This is a genomic window from Arthrobacter sp. Dra40 (genome assembly GCF_059091905.1).
This window is the reverse complement of sequence record NZ_JBNHHB010000038.1, coordinates 29,336-46,733: the sequence shown is the minus strand read 5'-3', so window position 1 is coordinate 46,733 and position 17,398 is coordinate 29,336. Positions and strand designations below refer to the sequence as shown.

The 17,398-nt window shown below is 60.5% G+C and carries 13 protein-coding genes; 12 read left to right on the top strand and 1 reads right to left on the bottom strand.

Features of this window, described 5'->3' with window-relative positions; translation table 11 throughout:
* Positions 1–125: 125 nt before the first annotated feature.
* Positions 126–740, bottom strand: a complete 615-nt coding sequence (orn, locus tag AC5RWT_RS16680) for an oligoribonuclease (RefSeq protein ID WP_494081115.1) — start codon at positions 738–740, stop codon at positions 126–128.
* A gap of 208 nt (positions 741–948) precedes the next feature.
* Here orn and mptB point away from each other — a divergent pair, with 208 nt between their 5' ends.
* The 12 genes from mptB to AC5RWT_RS16620 all read left to right on the top strand — a co-directional run bounded on the left by mptB (position 949) and on the right by AC5RWT_RS16620 (position 17,117).
* Positions 949–2,481, top strand: a complete 1,533-nt coding sequence (gene mptB, locus AC5RWT_RS16675) for a polyprenol phosphomannose-dependent alpha 1,6 mannosyltransferase MptB (protein ID WP_494081119.1) — start codon at positions 949–951, stop codon at positions 2,479–2,481.
* A gap of 43 nt (positions 2,482–2,524) precedes the next feature.
* On the top strand, positions 2,525–2,944 hold the full coding sequence (locus AC5RWT_RS16670) for a DUF3224 domain-containing protein (protein ID WP_494081114.1): 420 nt from the start codon (positions 2,525–2,527) through the stop codon (positions 2,942–2,944).
* Positions 2,945–3,064: 120 nt separating this feature from the next.
* On the top strand, positions 3,065–3,913 hold the full coding sequence (locus AC5RWT_RS16665; protein WP_494081113.1) for an ABC transporter permease: 849 nt from the start codon (positions 3,065–3,067) through the stop codon (positions 3,911–3,913).
* Positions 3,914–3,927: 14 nt separating this feature from the next.
* Complete coding sequence (locus AC5RWT_RS16660) at positions 3,928–4,680, top strand: ABC transporter ATP-binding protein (RefSeq protein WP_494081112.1); 753 nt, start codon at positions 3,928–3,930, stop codon at positions 4,678–4,680.
* A complete protein-coding gene (locus tag AC5RWT_RS16655) occupies positions 4,677–5,744 on the top strand; it encodes a glycosyltransferase family 2 protein (RefSeq protein WP_494081111.1) in 1,068 nt (355 codons plus the stop codon). Before AC5RWT_RS16660 ends, AC5RWT_RS16655 begins: the two co-directional genes overlap by 4 nt.
* Entirely contained in the window at positions 5,741–6,565 is an 825-nt protein-coding gene (locus AC5RWT_RS16650; protein WP_494081110.1) for a CDP-alcohol phosphatidyltransferase family protein, read from the top strand. Before AC5RWT_RS16655 ends, AC5RWT_RS16650 begins: the two co-directional genes overlap by 4 nt.
* A gap of 50 nt (positions 6,566–6,615) precedes the next feature.
* Positions 6,616–7,491 (top strand): glycosyltransferase family 2 protein, encoded by an 876-nt coding sequence (locus AC5RWT_RS16645; RefSeq protein WP_494081118.1) that lies wholly within the window; start codon positions 6,616–6,618, stop codon positions 7,489–7,491.
* An 89-nt stretch (positions 7,492–7,580) separates the two neighbouring features.
* The gene (locus AC5RWT_RS16640; protein WP_494081109.1) at positions 7,581–8,042 is read left to right on the top strand and encodes an FAD synthase family protein; all 462 of its coding nucleotides are present in this window, start codon (positions 7,581–7,583) and stop codon (positions 8,040–8,042) included.
* 2 nt (positions 8,043–8,044) lie between these two features.
* Positions 8,045–9,811: a CDP-glycerol glycerophosphotransferase family protein gene (locus AC5RWT_RS16635; RefSeq protein WP_494081108.1), complete on the top strand. Its 1,767-nt coding sequence runs from the start codon at positions 8,045–8,047 to the stop codon at positions 9,809–9,811.
* A gap of 256 nt (positions 9,812–10,067) precedes the next feature.
* Positions 10,068–11,495 carry an SDR family NAD(P)-dependent oxidoreductase gene (locus tag AC5RWT_RS16630; RefSeq protein ID WP_494081107.1) on the top strand — a complete coding sequence of 476 codons (1,428 nt, stop codon included), beginning with the start codon at positions 10,068–10,070 and terminating at the stop codon, positions 11,493–11,495.
* A gap of 232 nt (positions 11,496–11,727) precedes the next feature.
* Positions 11,728–13,293 (top strand): polysaccharide pyruvyl transferase family protein, encoded by a 1,566-nt coding sequence (locus AC5RWT_RS16625; RefSeq protein ID WP_494081106.1) that lies wholly within the window; start codon positions 11,728–11,730, stop codon positions 13,291–13,293.
* 122 nt (positions 13,294–13,415) lie between these two features.
* The gene (locus AC5RWT_RS16620) at positions 13,416–17,117 is read left to right on the top strand and encodes a bifunctional glycosyltransferase/CDP-glycerol:glycerophosphate glycerophosphotransferase (RefSeq protein WP_494081105.1); all 3,702 of its coding nucleotides are present in this window, start codon (positions 13,416–13,418) and stop codon (positions 17,115–17,117) included.
* The last annotated feature ends 281 nt before the right edge of the window (positions 17,118–17,398 follow it).

Sequence of the window (17,398 nt, the reverse complement as noted above, 5' to 3'; positions counted from 1 at the left end):
GGCCCCGCTCAAGCGGTTCCTGCCGGTCTCCAACCAGTAAGGCAACGCAGACTAGTTTACATGCTTTTCATCTGGCTTTTGCCACTTTAGACCATTCCCGAGGTGAAAGTGGCGCACCTAACAATCTAGCCGGCCGGGGTGGCGCTGATGCCGGCCGCGATCTTCTTGGCGGTGGCGGAATCCGGGCCGGGGGAGGGGACGAAAACAGCTTCGCGGTAGTACCGGAGTTCGTTGATGGAGTCTTTGATGTCTCCCAGCGCGCGGTGTCCGCCGCTCTTGGCCGGGGACTGGAAGTAGGCGCGGGTGAACCAGCGGCGGGACAGTTCCTTGATGGTGGAGACGTCGATGATTCGGTAGTGCAAATGGTCTACGACGCGGGGCATGTCCCGGGCCAGGAACGTCCGGTCCGTGCCGACGGAGTTGCCCGCCAGCTGTGCCTTGCGCGGCTCCGGAACCCACTGCGTGATGTATTCCATCACTTTGTCCTCGGCTTCTGCCATGGTCATGCCGTGCGGGAGCTCGTCCAGCAGTTTGGACGTGGTGTGCATGGTGCGAACGAAGTCGTTCATCTGGGCCAGGGACTCTGCGCTGGGCTTGATGACAACATCGACTCCTTCGCCCAAAACGTTGAGTTCCGAGTCGGTGACCAGGACGGCAACCTCGATCAGCGCATCCGCCTCGAGGTCCAGCCCGGTCATTTCGCAGTCGATCCAGACAATATGTTCGTTAGAGATTGGCACCCGTCAAATGTATCGCGTCCTGGTCTTGCATCGCGGGACGAGTTCGCACGGACTGGCGAGGTGCCCGGTGCTAACATGCAGAAAGCACCATCAGCAGCTGTCTGCTGATGCGTCCGCCTGACCGTTCTGAGGCGTGCGGACCACCGCCGAGACGATGACCGCACCGGACCAGGTGTACCGACCCCGGAGTGATTGGACCGCCGAGACGATGACCGCGCAAAGACCTACGGCCGAGCCCTCCGTCCCTCGGGGTGGAAGCGACGTTAAGGAGCGGTCCAGCCTGAGCATCGTCGAGGGCGCCGTCGGATCCTTCATGATGTTCCTCGGTTCTCTGGGGGTCGGCTGGCTGGCCTCGGTGTCCGAGCTACGCCGCTGGCCGCTGCTGATCTTCCTGCGTGTGGAACTCGTCGGGGTTATCCTCTCGGTGATCCTGCTGGCATTGGGCGGCATGATCCTGGTTCGCGCGTGGTTGCGGCTGGGCCAGCAGTTCACCGTTTGGGGCGCCGAGGCGCGCCGGGCCACGCTGACCGCAATCGTCGCTTGGGGTTCGCCCTTGGCGCTGAGCATCCCATTGTTCAGCCGCGATGTGTACGCATATATCGCGCAGGGCAAAGTCATGGTTAACAACCTCAATCCCTACGTGGATGGGTATGACCAATTACAGAATTACCTGCAGACCGGCGCCGATGATCTCTGGGCACGCAGCCCAACTCCCTACGGCCCGATATTCCTGTGGTTGGAAGAGTTCATCGTCTGGCTCAGCGGCGGGCACCCGGAATACTCCATCGTCATGTTCCGGATTCTCGCCATCGCCGGCGCCGCGATGTGCGTCTACTACGGCCCCAAACTCGCGGAACTGCACGGGATCAATCCGAACCGCGCGCTCTGGCTGGCTTGTGCCAACCCGCTGTTCCTGACCACCTTCATTGCCAGCATCCACAACGATGCCCTGATGCTTGGACTTGCCCTGGCCGGCCTCTATTACGCGGCCACCCGGAGGGTGTTGCTGGGCATCCTGCTGGTGACGCTCTCCATTGCGATCAAGCCGATCACGCTGATCTTCCTGCCGTTTGTCGGGCTGCTGTGGGCGGGCAAGGGCGCCAGTTGGCCGCGCAAATTTGGCTATTGGGCCTTGACCGCTGGCCTTTCCTTCGGACTGCTTGCGGTGTTGGGCGTGATTAACGGCCTCGGCTTCGGCTGGGTTGGAGCGCTCAGCCAGCAAGGTGCCGGCCTGATGATCTGGTACGCACCGGTGGGACTGCTGGGGATCTTGCTGGGGCTGATCTCCGGCGGACTGGGATTCGACGGCGCTGTGGTGCAATCCGCCGTCTACACGGCCGGAAAAGTCGTAGCCGTGCTCATAGTGCTCTACACCATGTTCCGCGGCAGCTACGATCGAATCGTCCGGCGGTTGGCGCTGGCACTGGCCGCAGTGGTGTTGCTGGGCCCGATGATCCAACCCTGGTACATCGTCTGGCTGCTGCCGCTCTTCGCCGCCACCGGTATTCGGAATGACTGGCAGGTTCGAACGGTCTACGCGGTGACCTCGTTCCTCATGATCTACGCGATCACGGACCAGCTGGATATCTTTCCGTACATCGAGTTCGACCTTGACACTGCCCGGCTACTTGCCTGCATCGTGGCGGTTGCCTTCGCGCTGTACCTGGTGTTCTTGGACCCGAAAACCCGCAAACTCTTCCGCAAGAAATACGCCGATGCAGACGACCAGCGCCTTTTCTGAGGCGCTGACCTGTCCGGCACTTACCTAGGAGACCGTAGGCCTCATGACCAACGACGCCGAACACATCATCGCCGCAGACTTTGACGTCACTGACTGGGTTCCCGAACCGTACGAAGTCGAAGGGACCAACTCCGATCTAAGCCGCGTACTCGTGACCAAAGTTTTTGACGGCTTAATCACAGGCACCAGCCGGGCTGAGTTGCTCATGGCCGGCAACGCAACCGGTGCCGGATACGTCGCGTCCGAAGTCTTTACCGGATCTGTGGATGGACGTGAAGGCACCATGGTGATCCAACACTGGGGCCTCGCAGAGGGCGATGCTGCGGCCAGTGACGGCCACATCATCCCTGGTTCTGGTACGGGTGCCCTCGAAGGAATTGTGGGGAAAGCCATCTACGTCCAAGATGCAGCAGGGCAGCATAGCTTGGAACTGCGCGTGTTCTTTCGGAACGATGAGGCTTGACCAGGGCTAGAGACTGCAAGACCGATCTGACGGATCTACTACACTCAGTAGAGGCGCGGCGGGGGCAAGCCCTGCCGCGATTAGTGTTTTATTTTGACTGACCTGTAAGGGACATGTGGCATGAGCCTTGCCGAGGAAGCGGCGCAGAACAATCTTCAGCGGGTCGGGCAAAGACCACCCTTGCGCGAGTATCTGGCTGAAGTCTGGCGTCGCCGTGAACTGACAACGTCCATGGCGAAGTACCGGATTCAGGCTGGCAACGAGGAAAACCGGTTGGGCATGGCCTGGGTCGCGCTGAAGCCCACCATGAACGCGTTGATCTATGGACTCGTTTTCGGTGTGCTGCAGGGAGACCGGCGGCCCGATGACGTCGTTGCCTACATTGTCATTGGTGTTTTCCTCTTCGAATTCTTCGCCAGTTCATTTTCACACGGTGCCGACTCGATTATGCGGAACAAGGCACTGGTCCAGACCTTGGCCTTCCCCCGGATCACTCTTCCTCTCGCTGCTGTCATTCAGCAGCTCATGAACTTGGTGCCGATCCTAGCTGTCATGGCATTGATCGTCCTGCTGACCGGGAACCCACTTTCGTGGAGTTGGCTGGCGATCATCCCGCTTGTAGTCCTGATGACCATGTTCAACACGGGTGTAGCGCTGATCGCGGCGAGGCTGACCGTACACCTCACGGATATCAAGGAAATCATTCCTATCGTCACCCGCGTGCTCTTCTACACGTCTGGAGTGTTCTTCCAGGTGGACCGGATTTTGGGCAAGTTCCCTGCGCTGGTCGCTGTCTTCGACTTCCACCCGTTGTACGAGTTCCTCTCGCTGGCGCGTGCCGCCATGCTCCCAGGCCACACGGTTGACCCCATCTTTTGGCTCTATGCAAGCATGTGGAGCGTTGCTCTTCTGGTGATTGGGGTGGTCTTCTTTTGGAAGGCCGAGGAGCGCTACGGCAGGATCTACTGAGGAAGGGCGGAACCATGACTGAAACGCCAGAGCGCAGCAAACCCGTCGTCATTGCGGACTCCGTTCACGTGGAGTACAAGGCGCATGCTTCGGGAAAAGGCCTCAAAGAGGGTACGCGCAAGATTTTGACGCCGCACAAGGCCCTTCGCACGGTTCATGCCCTTAAGGGCGTGACGTTCAAGGCGTATGAGAACGAGTCAATCGGCATCATCGGTTCGAATGGATCTGGCAAGTCCACGTTGATGCGCGCCATCGTGGGGCTAACACCCACGACAAGCGGGGCGATCTACGCCTCTTCCCGGCCCAGCATGTTGGGCGTCGGTGCTGCTCTGATGCCAAAGCTTTCGGGTGAAAAGAACATCATCTTGGGGGGCCTAGCGTTGGGATTCACCAAAGCTGAAATGGCGGAACTCAAGGACGAAATCATCGCCTTCGCGGAACTCGAGCAGTTCATCGACCTGCCCATGGGCACGTATTCCTCTGGCATGCAGGCACGCCTCAAGTTCGCCATCGCTGCTTCAAAACAGCACGACATTCTGATCGTCGACGAAGCCCTTGCAGTCGGGGACCAGCGCTTCCGGCAGCGCAGTGAAGCCCGCATCAGGGAGATGCGTGAGAATGCGGGAACCGTGTTCCTCGTCTCGCACTCTATGAAGTCAATCAAGGACACCTGCAATCGCGCGCTCTGGATCGAAAAGGGCGAACTTCGCATGGACGGTGATCCAACGCAAGTGATCAGGGCTTACCAGAAGTTGCGGAATCAATGAGTCGGACTCTGACGCCGATATCGGGAACTCCGGGCGTCTCGTACATCATGCCCATTCTGAACGAGGCGAGTCACGTTGCAGACGCGGTGGCCAGTGTCCTCGGGCAGCGCTACGACGGACCCAAAGAGGTCGTCCTCGCCCTGGGGCCGTCGACGGATGGAACGAACGAAATAGTTGAGGACCTGCAACGGCGGGAACAGAGGATCAAGGCCGTCGATTCGCCGACTGGCAGGACGCCCAGCGGGTTGAACCTGGCTATTGAAGCTTCCCAGTACCCGATCGTCGTCCGCGTGGATGCCCACACAGAGCTGGAGCCTGACTACACGGCCAAAGGTGTCGAAGCTCTTCTCCGCACGGGAGCCGCCGATGTTGGCGGGTTGATGGATGCTAAGGGACGGTCGCCTTTTCAGCGAGCCGTGGCAGGTGCCTATCATTCTCCGCTTGGCCTCGGGGGAGCGGCTTACCATAGCGGGGCCCCGGAGGGCCCTGCCGAATCCGCCTACTTGGGGGTTTTCCGCCGTGAAGCACTCGAGGCCGTAGGCGGTTACGACGAGACGTTTTGGCGCGGGCAGGATTGGGATTTGTGCTTGCGGCTCCGGGAAGCTGGCTTCAAGGTATGGTTTGATCCGCAACTCAAGGTTACCTATTGGCCGCGCGCTGATTGGGACAAGCTGGTGAGGCAGTTCTATGCCGCGGGTATTTGGAGAGCGGAGCTGGCTCGCCGTCACAGATCGGGCAAGTCCATACGACATTTCATGCCACCGCTGTTGGTGGGAGGATTGGCAACAGGTGCGGCCGCAGCAATGGCTAGATTCACTGGAGCGACCCACATTTGGCCGGTCTGGCTGAAGCGTGCAGCGTCGGCGGCCTCCCTTTTCCCTGTGCTGTACGGCGCCGGCGTGGTTGGTGCTTCGGCGACGATGCGCGGGGACGTGGGCCCAGCCGAACGGATTCGCCTGCTTGCAGTGCTGCCCAGCATCCATATCAGTTGGGGGTTGGGGTATGTTCGGGGACGGCTCTTCGGCGCAGCCGGCACAGTAGACACCAGCCGGAGGAATTCTTGACTGACACCACCCGCCCGGCCCGTCCTACGCTCGAGCAGTTGCGCGCCGTCGCCCAGCCACCGGAGGTGCGCAGCCGCAAGAACGCCGAGCACTGGACGGCCGAACTGTACCTGCGGCACATCTCCATCTATCTGACGAGTGTGCTGGTACGCACGCCGATCAGCGCCAATGGCGTGACAGGCCTGATGATCCTCTCCGGCTGGGCTATCTCCGCCTGCCTGCTCATCCCAGGCATCTGGGGTCCGCTGTTGGCGGTGTTCTTTTCCCAGCTCCAGCTGTACTTCGACTGCAGCGACGGGGAAGTCGCGCGTTGGCGCGGAACCCAGAGCCCCAAGGGAATCTTCCTGGACAAGATCGGCCACTACACGACTGAGGGCCTGATCCCCATCGCCCTGGGGCTGCGGTGCCTCGGGGACTTCGGGCTGCTTGGGCGCGATCCGGGCCAGGGATACCTGTATCTCTTCCTCGGTGCGGTCTTGGCGTTCCTGATCGTGCTGAACAAAGCGCAGAACGAAATGGTCCATGCCTCGCGGGCTCTGGCCGGACTGGACAAGCTTCCCGATACCGCTGAAGCCAAAGCCGTCCCTGCCACTTCGTTGGTGGGAAGACTCCGGCGGATGGCCCGTTTCCTGCCTTTTCACCGGGTGCTGCACTCGGTGGAAATGAGCCTGCTCATCTTGGCCGCCTCAGTGGTTTCATTGATCGCCGGCGAGGCGGTGCTGGGGGAGCGCTGGCTGCTCTACGTCATGGTGCCGGCTGTGCTTCTCGTCAACATCGGTCACTTCGTGGCCATTATGGCTTCCCCTCGGTTGCGGAAGTGAGCGCCACGGTGCCGAACAATTGTGCGACGGCGGCCGGCGACTCCGCGGCGATGCCCACCGTCGGTGTCGTCATCCTCACGCAGGGCACGCGGCCAGAGGAGCTGCAGCGCGGCTTTGCCTCCCTGCAGGCACAGCGTGGGGTCAGCGTGGACGTAGTCGTCGTCGGCAACGGCTGGCAGCCCGAAGGGCTGCCCAGAGGTTTTAAGGGCCTGCACCTGGAGGAGAACCTGGGGATCCCGGCAGGACGCAACGCGGGCGTGCCGGAGGTCTCGGGTGAGTACCTCTTCTTCCTCGATGACGACGCCTGGCTGCCGGACGAGGACTTCCTGCTCTCCTGCGCGCGACTATTCCGGGACCGGCCAGATATCGGAATGATCCAGCCCCGGATCGAAGACCCGGAGGACCCCGACGCACCGCAGCGCTGGATCCCGCGGCTGCGCAAGGGCAGCGCCTATACGTCCAGCAACGTGTTTTCTGTCGTCGAGATGGCCATCGCTATGCGCCGCGACGTGTTCGATCGCACCGGTGGCTGGCCGTCCCCGTTCTGGTACGCCCACGAAGGAATCGAATTCGCCTGGCGCGTCTGGGACACCGGTTTTCGTACCTGGTACGCCGGCGACCTGCGCGCAGGGCACCCGGTGATCGATCCTCGCCGCCACGAAGAATTCTTCCGACTTAACGCCCGCAACCGGGTATGGCTTGCCCGTCGCAACCTGCGCTGGCCGTTCAGCTGGGCCTATGTAGGCTCCTGGACCCTGGTTCAGATCCTCCGCTCTCGGGGCGACCTCGGGCAACTCAAGCCTTGGTTCGCCGGCTGGCGTGCCGGCTGGCAGCAGGACCCGTGGGGACCAGGGGAGAGCAAGCGAAAGCTGAAGTGGTCTACCATCATCCGCATGGGCGCTTCAGGCCGCTGGCCAGCGCTCTAACCGGCGCCGGCAGCATGGGTAGCACACGCGTACCCTAAGATGACAGGCGGGCAAACTCAAGGTGAACGGAAGAGGCGGGGGAAACACTCGTGGGTAAAACGGTTCTCACCTATGGAACATTCGACTTGTTCCATATCGGCCATCTGAACATTCTCAAACGGCTGAGCGAGCTGGGGGACCGTCTGATTGTCGGGGTATCCACGGACGAGTTCAACGCTGTTAAGGGCAAGAAGCCTGTCGTTCCGTTCGAACAGCGGATAGAGATAGTGCGCGCCATCCGCTATGTGGACATGGCCATCCCGGAGGAAAACTGGGCGCAGAAGCGCGAAGACATCGAAAAGTACAACGTGGATGCGTTCGGCATTGGTGAGGACTGGAGAGGGAAATTCGACGACCTGGAAGACAAAGTCGAGGTCGTCTACCTGCCCCGGACCACTGGCATCTCGACCACGGAGATGAAGCGGGTACTGAGTGCCTTCGACGAGCGCCATGTGGAGGAGCTGAAGCGCACCCTTGACAGCATCAGCCAGATCGTCAAGGAGCTTAGCTGAACATGGCCCGTTCGCAGGGGGAAATGGGACTTCTCGGTGCCCTGAGGAGTCTGCCGGGCGATACCCGTGACCTGGGGCAGACCCTGGGGCTCAGCATGCTGGCGGTCGCCGGCTGCGTTGTGGTGTTGTCGGCCCCGACCACACTCGCGGCCGTGATAGGCACGGCGATTGCAGCTCTGCCGTACCTTGCCGTTGTGTGGCTCAAGAGGCGCCCCCTGCGGAACCCCTACGTTGGGGGACTGCTGGCCTCCTATGTTTCCTTGCGGGTCGTACTGGCGGTGGCGGCCGGTGCCTTTTATGTCCATATGGTTCCCGCGCATGCCGGGTGGAGCTGGGCTGCTCTCGGGCTGACTACCGTCATCGTTCTCCAGGAGCCAGCGCTCAAGAAAATCCTCGGCGCGAAAAAACAGCAGGCAGCACATCTGCCGGGCGCCCCGGAGCTGCCGCGACCTCCCTTTGCGGCAGGGACGCTTACGCGGAACACGCTGACCATCATCGCCGTGTCGGTGCTGCTGGCCGCGTTCCGGGTTCCGGGCTGGATTCCGTTGCTATTCGCCCTGATTCAGCTGCTGCCCTTCTTCCGCGTGGTCCGCCATGCCCTCCTGAGCCAGGCCATCAGCAAGCAGAACTACGACCGTCTGCCGGAACTGCTGAAGAAGCACAAGCCGGAGTTTGCGGTTTACTACGCCGCGCTAAAGGGCGCGGATTACCAGTTAGGCATGTGGCTTCCTTATCTGGAACGGCTGAACCGTCCCTTCGTCGTGATCACCAAAAATCCTGCGACTGTGCCGGTCATCGCGCGCCTGACCAACGCGCCGGTCGTCAGCGTACTGGAGGGCGCAACCGGTGCACTGGACCGTCTGGTTGTCCCTAGCCTGAAGGCGGCCTACTACGTCCAGGGCAGCCCGGGCAATGCCGCCTTCCAGCGGTACCGCAAGCTCACCCACATCTGGCTGAACCACGGCGACTCGGACAAGGAAGCCAACTTCCACCCGAGGCACGCCACGTACGACAAGCTCTTCGTCTGCGGTGAGCAGGGCGTCGCACGCTACGCTGCCCACGGCATCGATATTCCGCGGGAGAAGTTCGAGCTGGTGGGCCGGCCGCAGGTGGAGAAGATTGAATTCCGCGAAGGTGCAACTGTTCCGGTCTCTCCGACGGTGCTTTATGCACCAACGTGGCAGGGCGGCCGTCCTAGCACCAGCTATTCCTCGCTGCCTATCGGGCCGGACATCGTCGAAGCGCTGCTGGAACGCGGTGCCACGGTGGCCTTCCGGCCGCACCCGTTGAGCTATGGGATCCCGGCCGATAAGAAGCAGGTGCTGAAGATACACGATCTGCTGGGTAAGGACGCCGAGGCCTCGGGCCGTAAGCACGTCTTCGGTCCTGCCGCGGAGCGGGACCTCGATGTTGCCGGCTGCTTCAATCTTTCGGACGCGCTGGTCACGGACGTCTCCAGCATTGCCTCCGAGTATCTGGCCTCCGGCAAGCCCTTCGCGATGGCGGCCATCACCTCGGGCGGGGAGGCGTTCCTACGCGAGTTCCCGACGGCGCAGGTCGCCTACGTGATTGAGAAGGACCTGTCCACTCTGGTTCCGGCCCTGGACGGCCTGCTGGGCGCCGATCCTCTGGCGGCCAAGCGCGCAGAGCGCCGCAGGTACTGCCTCGGCGACGTCATCGGCCCGCAGGCGGCAGAGCCGTTCCTGGAGGCCTCGCAGGCAATCATCGACCGCAAGGAGGCGGGCAAGGCAGCCATTTTTGCCCGCTAAAGGTGTGCGGGCAAACGTCCAGGTTTTCCTTTTGACGCTCTCACCACTGGGTGTGCTCTATGGCCCCTCCCGTCTGGACAAGGAGAGTTGTGGCACAACGTATTCGGTTCGCCAGCAAGCGGGTGCGCGCTTTTCGTACGTCTGGGCGGGCCCGGGATTGATCCGCGGCGGAACGGCTCCAACTCGGGCAAGCGTGAACTGCCGGTAAACTGGTCCGGGCGGCCCGCCAACGGATTGATTAATGAGGAGTAAGTCTTTGACTGAACTACGGAACGTTGCAGTAGTACTTGCCGGAGGCGTCGGGTCGCGCGTCGGCCTGAATATTCCCAAGCAGCTGATTAAGATCGCCGGGCGGCCGATCATGGAGCACACGCTGGATGTCCTCAACAGCCACCCCGCCATCGACGAAGTCCTCGTCATGATGACTCCCGGCTATCTGGACAACGTTCGTGAGATCGTCAAGCGCAACGACTTCCAGAAGGTGTCGCAGATCCTTGAGGGCGCGGATAACCGCAACGACACGACGCAGCGTGCCTTGGCCGCCTTGGACGACGAGGAATGTAACGTCATTCTTCACGATGCGGTCAGGCCCCTGCTCTCGCCGCGTATCGTTACCGACGTGGTCAAGGCGCTGGATGCGCACGGTGCGGTGGATGTAGCCATTGCCTCTGCGGACACCATCATCGCCGTGGCCGGCAAGGAGGTCGACGGATACCCGGTCATCAGCTCCGTTCCGCCACGGGCCATGCTGCGCCGCGGCCAGACACCCCAGGCCTTCAGGCTCAGCGTCATCCGGGCGGCCTACGCCGAGGCCGCCAAGGATCCCGATTTCGCTGCCACCGATGACTGCACTGTGGTGCTCAAGTACAAGCCCGAGGTCCCGATCGCCGTCGTCCCGGGTGATGACCGCAATATGAAGGTCACCGAGCCGATCGATATTTACATCGCGGACAAGCTCTTCCAGCTCACCAGCAACGACGTGCCCGCGCCCTCCAGCGAGGAAGACTACCGCGCCGCACTGGAGGGGAAGACCGTTGTCGTCTTCGGCGGCTCCTACGGAATTGGTGCCGACGTCGCGGCGATGGCCGCCCGCTACGGCGCAACCGTGAAGAGTTTCTCCCGCTCCAGCACCAAAACCCACGTGAACCGCCGTGAGGACCTCGTTGCAGCACGTGACCAAGTACTGGCCGAAACTGGCCGCATTGATTACGTGGTCAACACTGCCGGCGTGCTGCCCCGTGGCCTCCTCAGCGAGACGTCGGACGAGACAATCTACGAATCGACGGAAATCAACTACATCGGCCCCGTTCTTGTGGCACAGACTTTCTACCCGGAACTCCGGAAGACCGGTGGTTCCCTGCTGCTGTTCACCTCCAGTTCCTACACGCGGGGGCGGGCCAGCTACAGCCTCTACAGCTCCGCCAAGGCCGCCACAGTGAACCTGACCCAGGCACTGGCCGACGAATGGTCCGAGGACGGCGTGCGGGTGAACTGCGTAAACCCGGAAAGAACCGGCACTCCCATGCGCACCAAGGCCTTCGGCAAAGAGGACCCCGCCGGCCTGCTCGAGTCCGAGACGGTTGCACGCAGTTCCATCGACGTCCTCATCTCCGGCAGAACTGGCCACGTTATCGATGTACGAAAAGTTGACCCTCTGTCTGCGGCCGTCCTGGTAGCGCAGTAGGGAATCAATGCAGTTCGGTGCCCATATCCACAGCATCCGGCCATCAACCTCCGGCCGGCTTCGCATCGCCTTCCCTGGTGTCGCCGTAGCGCGTCCGCTTTCCAGGCTACGTGCCCGGTTCGGCGGCGGCACCCTATCCGCCTTGAACTCTCAACTCGACCTCTAGGAGCGAATCTTGACTCGGATACTAATCAGGTCAGGTAAGGACCCGCTGTCGCCCGTCCCGGCGCCGATGAGTCTCGTTCAGAACATTCTCGGCACGAATTCGGGAAACCTACTCTTCAGCGACGCCGTTCATCGGGCGCTTTCCGTGGAGGGAACGGAGGTTGTTTCATCCGGGTATCTGACGGAACGAGGCGGCATCACGCGAGACTACGTGCGGCGGATGAACGACGAATTCGATGCGTTTGTCGTCCCGCTCGCGAACGCTTTCCGACAGAGCTTCCTGCCCTATCTGGACCGTATGACCGGTGTCATTGAACAACTCGACATGCCCGTGACAGTCGTTGGCATCGGCACCCAGATGGCGGCCGATGAGACAAAGTTCGCTTTCAGCGATGGCATGAAGGCATCGGTGAAGCGGTTTATGAACGCGGTCCTGGATCGGTCCGCCACTGTCGGCGTCCGGGGCGAGATGACTGCGGATTTCCTGCGGCGGCTTGGCTACGGCGATGAGCACGTCGAGATTATCGGCTGCCCATCGCTCTATATGTACGGTGCGGACCTCAAGGTCACCAAGAAAACTGAAACAATTACTCACAGTAGTTCGCTGGCGATCAACATTACCCCCAGTGTTCAACTCATGGGCAAAATCGCCACCGCCCACGCCCGCAAGTATGATGACCTCATTTTCGTGGCCCAGGAGAATGCGCGACTGAAGTTGCTGCTATGGGGCGAAAATCCACAGTCGCCGGTGCCGGATGACATGCCGATTCATTCGCAGCACCGCCTCTACCGGGAGGACAAGATCCGCCTCTTCCTGGATCCAACTACCTGGGTGCGATTTATGCGCGAGCGCGATTTTTCCTTCGGTACGAGGATTCATGGAAACATCGCGGGGCTCTTGGCCGGGACGCCATCGGTGGTCCTTGCCTTTGACTCCCGCACTTTGGAATTGGCAAAGTACCACAAGATTCCGTACCGGATGGTCCGGGACGTGGACGCGGGCCTAGATGCAGCCACTCTTTATGAAGAGGCAGACTTCACTGAATTCAACGCGGCCCATGCCGAAAACTTTGTACGCTACCGCGACTTTCTCAATCGCAACCATCTCGCCAACATTTACACCCCGCCATCTGTCCCCTCGAACTTCGCCTCTGATTTGGAAGCCGCTGATCTGCCTCCGGCTGTCAGGTCACTGATGGCCCCGGAGCCCCAGTTCCGAGAGCAGTTGATCGAGCGCCTTTCCTGGTTGCACCAAGGATCCTGGGGTGACGCGCAGCGGGTCGGACAGCGCTACCAAGTCCCCTTCCCGCTGATCGAGTCAGCTTCCAATCCACCGTCGATAGTCAAGACGCGGAACGAAGTAGTCAAACTCCAAAAGTTGGCCGACAGCACCAATGCCTCAAACAAGGCGCTGACCGCGCAGGTCGAATCTCTGCAACGCGAATTGGCCGCGCAGGACCAGCGTCTTAAGGCGCAGATCGGCAATCTGGAACGCACGCTGGTGAAACAGCAGGCAATGAGTCCCCGGGTTCCGGGTCTCCGGCCGGTGCTTCAGAGCTCCAAGGCCAAGTTGGCGACCAGGTACCCGGTGCTTCGCAAGATCCGTAGGAAAGTTCGTGACTTGATCAAATAACGCAATTTCCCGCCTGAACGGCGGCTGTCGCAGAAGTTGCGGCACCAAATGATCGTCCATTTTTTTGATTTGCCAATAAAGCACTGTAAGTTTGCGCGAAGTATGTAGATTTCGTCTAAAGAATGTACTTCTTTCGCAGCTGCGGAAAGGGATTCTCCTTGCCGGTATCGAGTATGTCCAAGGTTCAAGCATTGTCAGCGCAGGTGTCGTCACTAGGAACTGTCGTGAGGCGGGCCTATTCGCTGGCAAGTCGCAAAGCGAGTAGCGCTGGAAACTTGTTCCGAAGCTTTCCTCTGCGCCGCGGCCCCCTCCTTTCCGTCGTAGTTCCGGTGTACAACGTCGAACAATATCTAGAAGCTTGCCTTCGCAGCCTTCTGGGTCAAACGCTGCGGGATTTGGAAATTATCGTGGTGGACGATTGTTCTCCAGACGATTCCGTTCAGGTCGTAAGACGACTCATGCTTGAGGATTCGCGTATCCGGTTGGTCCGACTGCCAAGTAACGTCGGCCTGAGCGAGGCCCGGAACGCTGGCGTCCGCGTTGCCAGGGGGCAGTATCTCTGCTTTTTGGATTCGGATGACACCATTGCTTCGGAGGCTTATCGGACAGCTGTGGATACACTCCAAAAAACCGGCTCGGATTTTGCAATCTTCGGCTATAACCGTTTCAATTCGTCCCGAAAATGGAAATCTGCGCCGTGGATTCAGGCTCTGCATGCGCAGACCATGCTCAAGGTGGCAATTGACGATTTGCCGGAGATGATGGTGAACGCGGTCGCTTGGTCCAAAGTTTATCGGCGGACGTTTTGGGATCGAGCGGCACTGTCTTTCCCCGCGGGAGTGAAGTATGAGGATCAACCCGTATCCGCGCAGGCCTATTGCCGGGCCAAGTCCGTCGACGTCATCGGCCGGTGTTTTGTTAACTGGCGATCGAGGGAAGATCACTCCTCAATTTCCCAGCAGATTCACACGTCGGAGGATCTGACGGAGCGGTTGAACGCGGCCAGGCAAAGCCTGCGAATCTGTGTCCAGCATGGCAAGAGCGGACTCCGGCTTCAGCGGTTGGCCCAGCTTCTGGCTAACGACTTCCCTCACTCGGTTGCGGCTGTGCCCCGGGGGGATCAAGACTACTTTGAGACGCTACGGACCGGGCTTGCCGAATTTTTGGACGGCAGCGAGGACTGGATGTGGGCCCTGATGACGCCGCAATCACGGGTTGCCTACGAGCTCCTAACGCGCGGCGAGAGGGAAACGCTTATCGACTTCTACGACCGTGGAGGATCAAACACCAAGAATTTTCAGACCATAGTTGATGGCGGCGACGTGTTGGTAACGTTGCCGTTCTTTGACGACCCTGCGCTGTCTCTACCTCGGCACCGTTTTGCGCTCATCGAGCGACAGATGCGTATCGTCTCCGGGGTCCGCCGCGTATGGTGGTCTGCCGACGGTGATCTGAAGGTCCAAGGGTGGGCCTATATCGACAACATGGACACCGTTGAGAACGAAACCCATGTTGAAGCCGAACTGTTGAATTCTGCCACCGGCAGCCGCGTGCGCGTGTCCACGGTGATGCGCGTCGATCCCGAGGTCAGTGCCATGTCAAAACATAAGTGGTGCAATTACGAGCACGCAGCTTTTGAAATGACAATTCCGGTCACTCATCCGGAGTTGGTGGCTGCAGGGAACGGCGCACAGTGGGAGGTTGTTGTTACCGTCCGCGTCGGTCCGCGGGTGGCGTCCGGGCCTCTGCGGGGCATTACCAAGTGGGGTTCTGCAGGGTACCTGCGGGCTCGCTCAATTTCGCCTGTTACGCGAGTACTTCCCCGGCGGCGCTCCGACGGGTCGCTCGAACTGCACTATTACAAGCCCATTGCCTTGGCGCGGACAGCCAACGTTGAGGGGCGCCACGTCTCGCTCACGCTGGACGTGGACAGGCCCTATCATCTCAAGCGGCTCGAACTTCGGAACCGAGCCTACAATGTCCGCGTTTTAGCGAACCTGCTAGTGGATGAAGGCAATACGGTCTATGCGGATTTCGATCTGCCGGACCTTATTGGCATGCGCCTGCGCCGGACTGATGTGCCGGCACATCAGTGGATCGTGCGTGCTGTGCAGGCGAATGGTAAAAAATCCCCGGTCGTGTGGGCTCTGGCAGACGACGCTCCGGCGCAGGCTGGCGCCCTGGTCATTCCCAAAGAAACGGACGCTGGGAATCTGAGTATGGAGGAACGGCGGCCGGCAGTATTCGTGGACACCATCCGGCTCGATGGACGCTCCATTGAACTCGAGGTGCGTGTCAACGATATTCCGGAGGGCCGTCTGGCCCTCCGGGCGATTGGTGTAAATGCTACGGTGACGGCCGACATTGAACCCACCAGCAACGCTGCGCTTGTTCGGATGGGTCTTGAAGCCGCTCAATGGTCCGGGCCAGTGCTTCCCCTGCCCGTTGGTTTGTACCGGCTGCAAGCCTTCGTAGACGATGCTCGGTTAGACCTCGTTCCGTCTGCGGAGCTTGTAAGTCGGGCGCCCCTTGTTCAGAACGCCGATCTAATGAACCTCCGGCTGGACATCAGTCCGGCCCGGGAGCTCACTGTCGAAGTCCTGCGTCCGTTACGAGTCGATGAACGGGGCAGCCGTCAGCAAAGACAGCTGCAGGACTGGCACGCCGATATGCCTGTCGTGCCGGCCATGGGTACCGCGCTGTTCCGCAGCTATTACGGTGAGAATACTGGTTGCAACGCCGGCGCTGTCTTCGCCGAGCTGCGTAACAGTCGGCCGGACATCAAGGTTTACTGGGCTGTCACTGATCATTCTGTACCGGTACCTGAAGGCGGCACACCTGTAGTCCACGAGAGCCGGGAATGGTATGAGTTGCTTCGAAACGCTGAGTTCATTATGGACAATATGCATCAGCCCATTTACCACAAAAAGGCCCCACATCAGAAGGTCATAGAAACCTTCCACGGCTACCCGTTCAAGGAAATGGGCCACCCGCATTGGAAACAGCTGGGCTTCTCCCGGGAGAGAATTGCAAGCTTTGATCGTCGGGCTGCGGATTGGGACTACCTGGTCTCGCCGGCGACGTATGCGACCCCGTATCTGCGTCGGGATTTCAAGTACGATGGATGCGTTCTTGAAATCGGTTACCCCCGCAATGACGTGCTCCTGTCCTCGCAAGCTCCGGCCAGGCGGGCCGCGGTGCGCCAGGCACTGGGGATAACCGAAGGGCAGACGGTCGTGCTGTACGCGCCTACGTTCCGGGACTACTTATCGCAGGATGATCACAGCGCACCTTTTGTGAATTTTCTCGATACCCGCAACATGCTGAACCGGCTGGGCGATAAATACGTGCTATTGATGCGTGGACATGCCTTCAACGCCAGATCGAATAGCAGGATTAGCGAAAGCCATCCCAACCTTATAGATGTCACCAGTTATCCAGACGTTGCGGACCTCTACCTGGCCGCGGATGCAGCCATCGCGGACTACTCATCCCTCCGCTTTGACTTCGGTGTGACCGGTAAGCCGATGATTTTCTTCGTTCCAGACTTGAAACTGTATCGCGATCGGCGGAACTGGCTCTTCGACTACGAACCTACTGCCCCCGGGCCGTTGGTGCGAACCACCGATGAGGTTGTCGACAGTCTGATGGATCTTCCTCGGCTGAAGCTGGGTTATGCGGAAGCCTATTTGAAGTTCAAGACGGATTTCCTGAGTCTGGAAGACGGGCGTGCTTCGCAGCGGTTTGTCGAAGCAGTATTCGGAAAGCTTGACGAAGAGGCTGACAATAAACCATCCGCGACCGCGACGAGGTCAACGAAGTAGATCGTTCGCATTTCCTTCGGCACCCCGCCCATACCGGGCGGGAAGCGCTGGCCGGCACGACCGAGCGGGATCGGATCGGAGTCCGATCCGATCCCGCGGTCAAGTGCGGTATGACCGGGTTGAGCTTCTTCCGGCTGGCCAGTCATCCACACGTCCGCCTGGGCGTCGCTGTGGCGCCGGCAGTCCCCGCAGCGGCGCGTTGAGGGCAGCCGTCAATTGCGCAGCACTGTGCGGAGGTCATCGACAGGGGAGGAGGTGCGGCTAGCTTAAAGGGCCGCGGC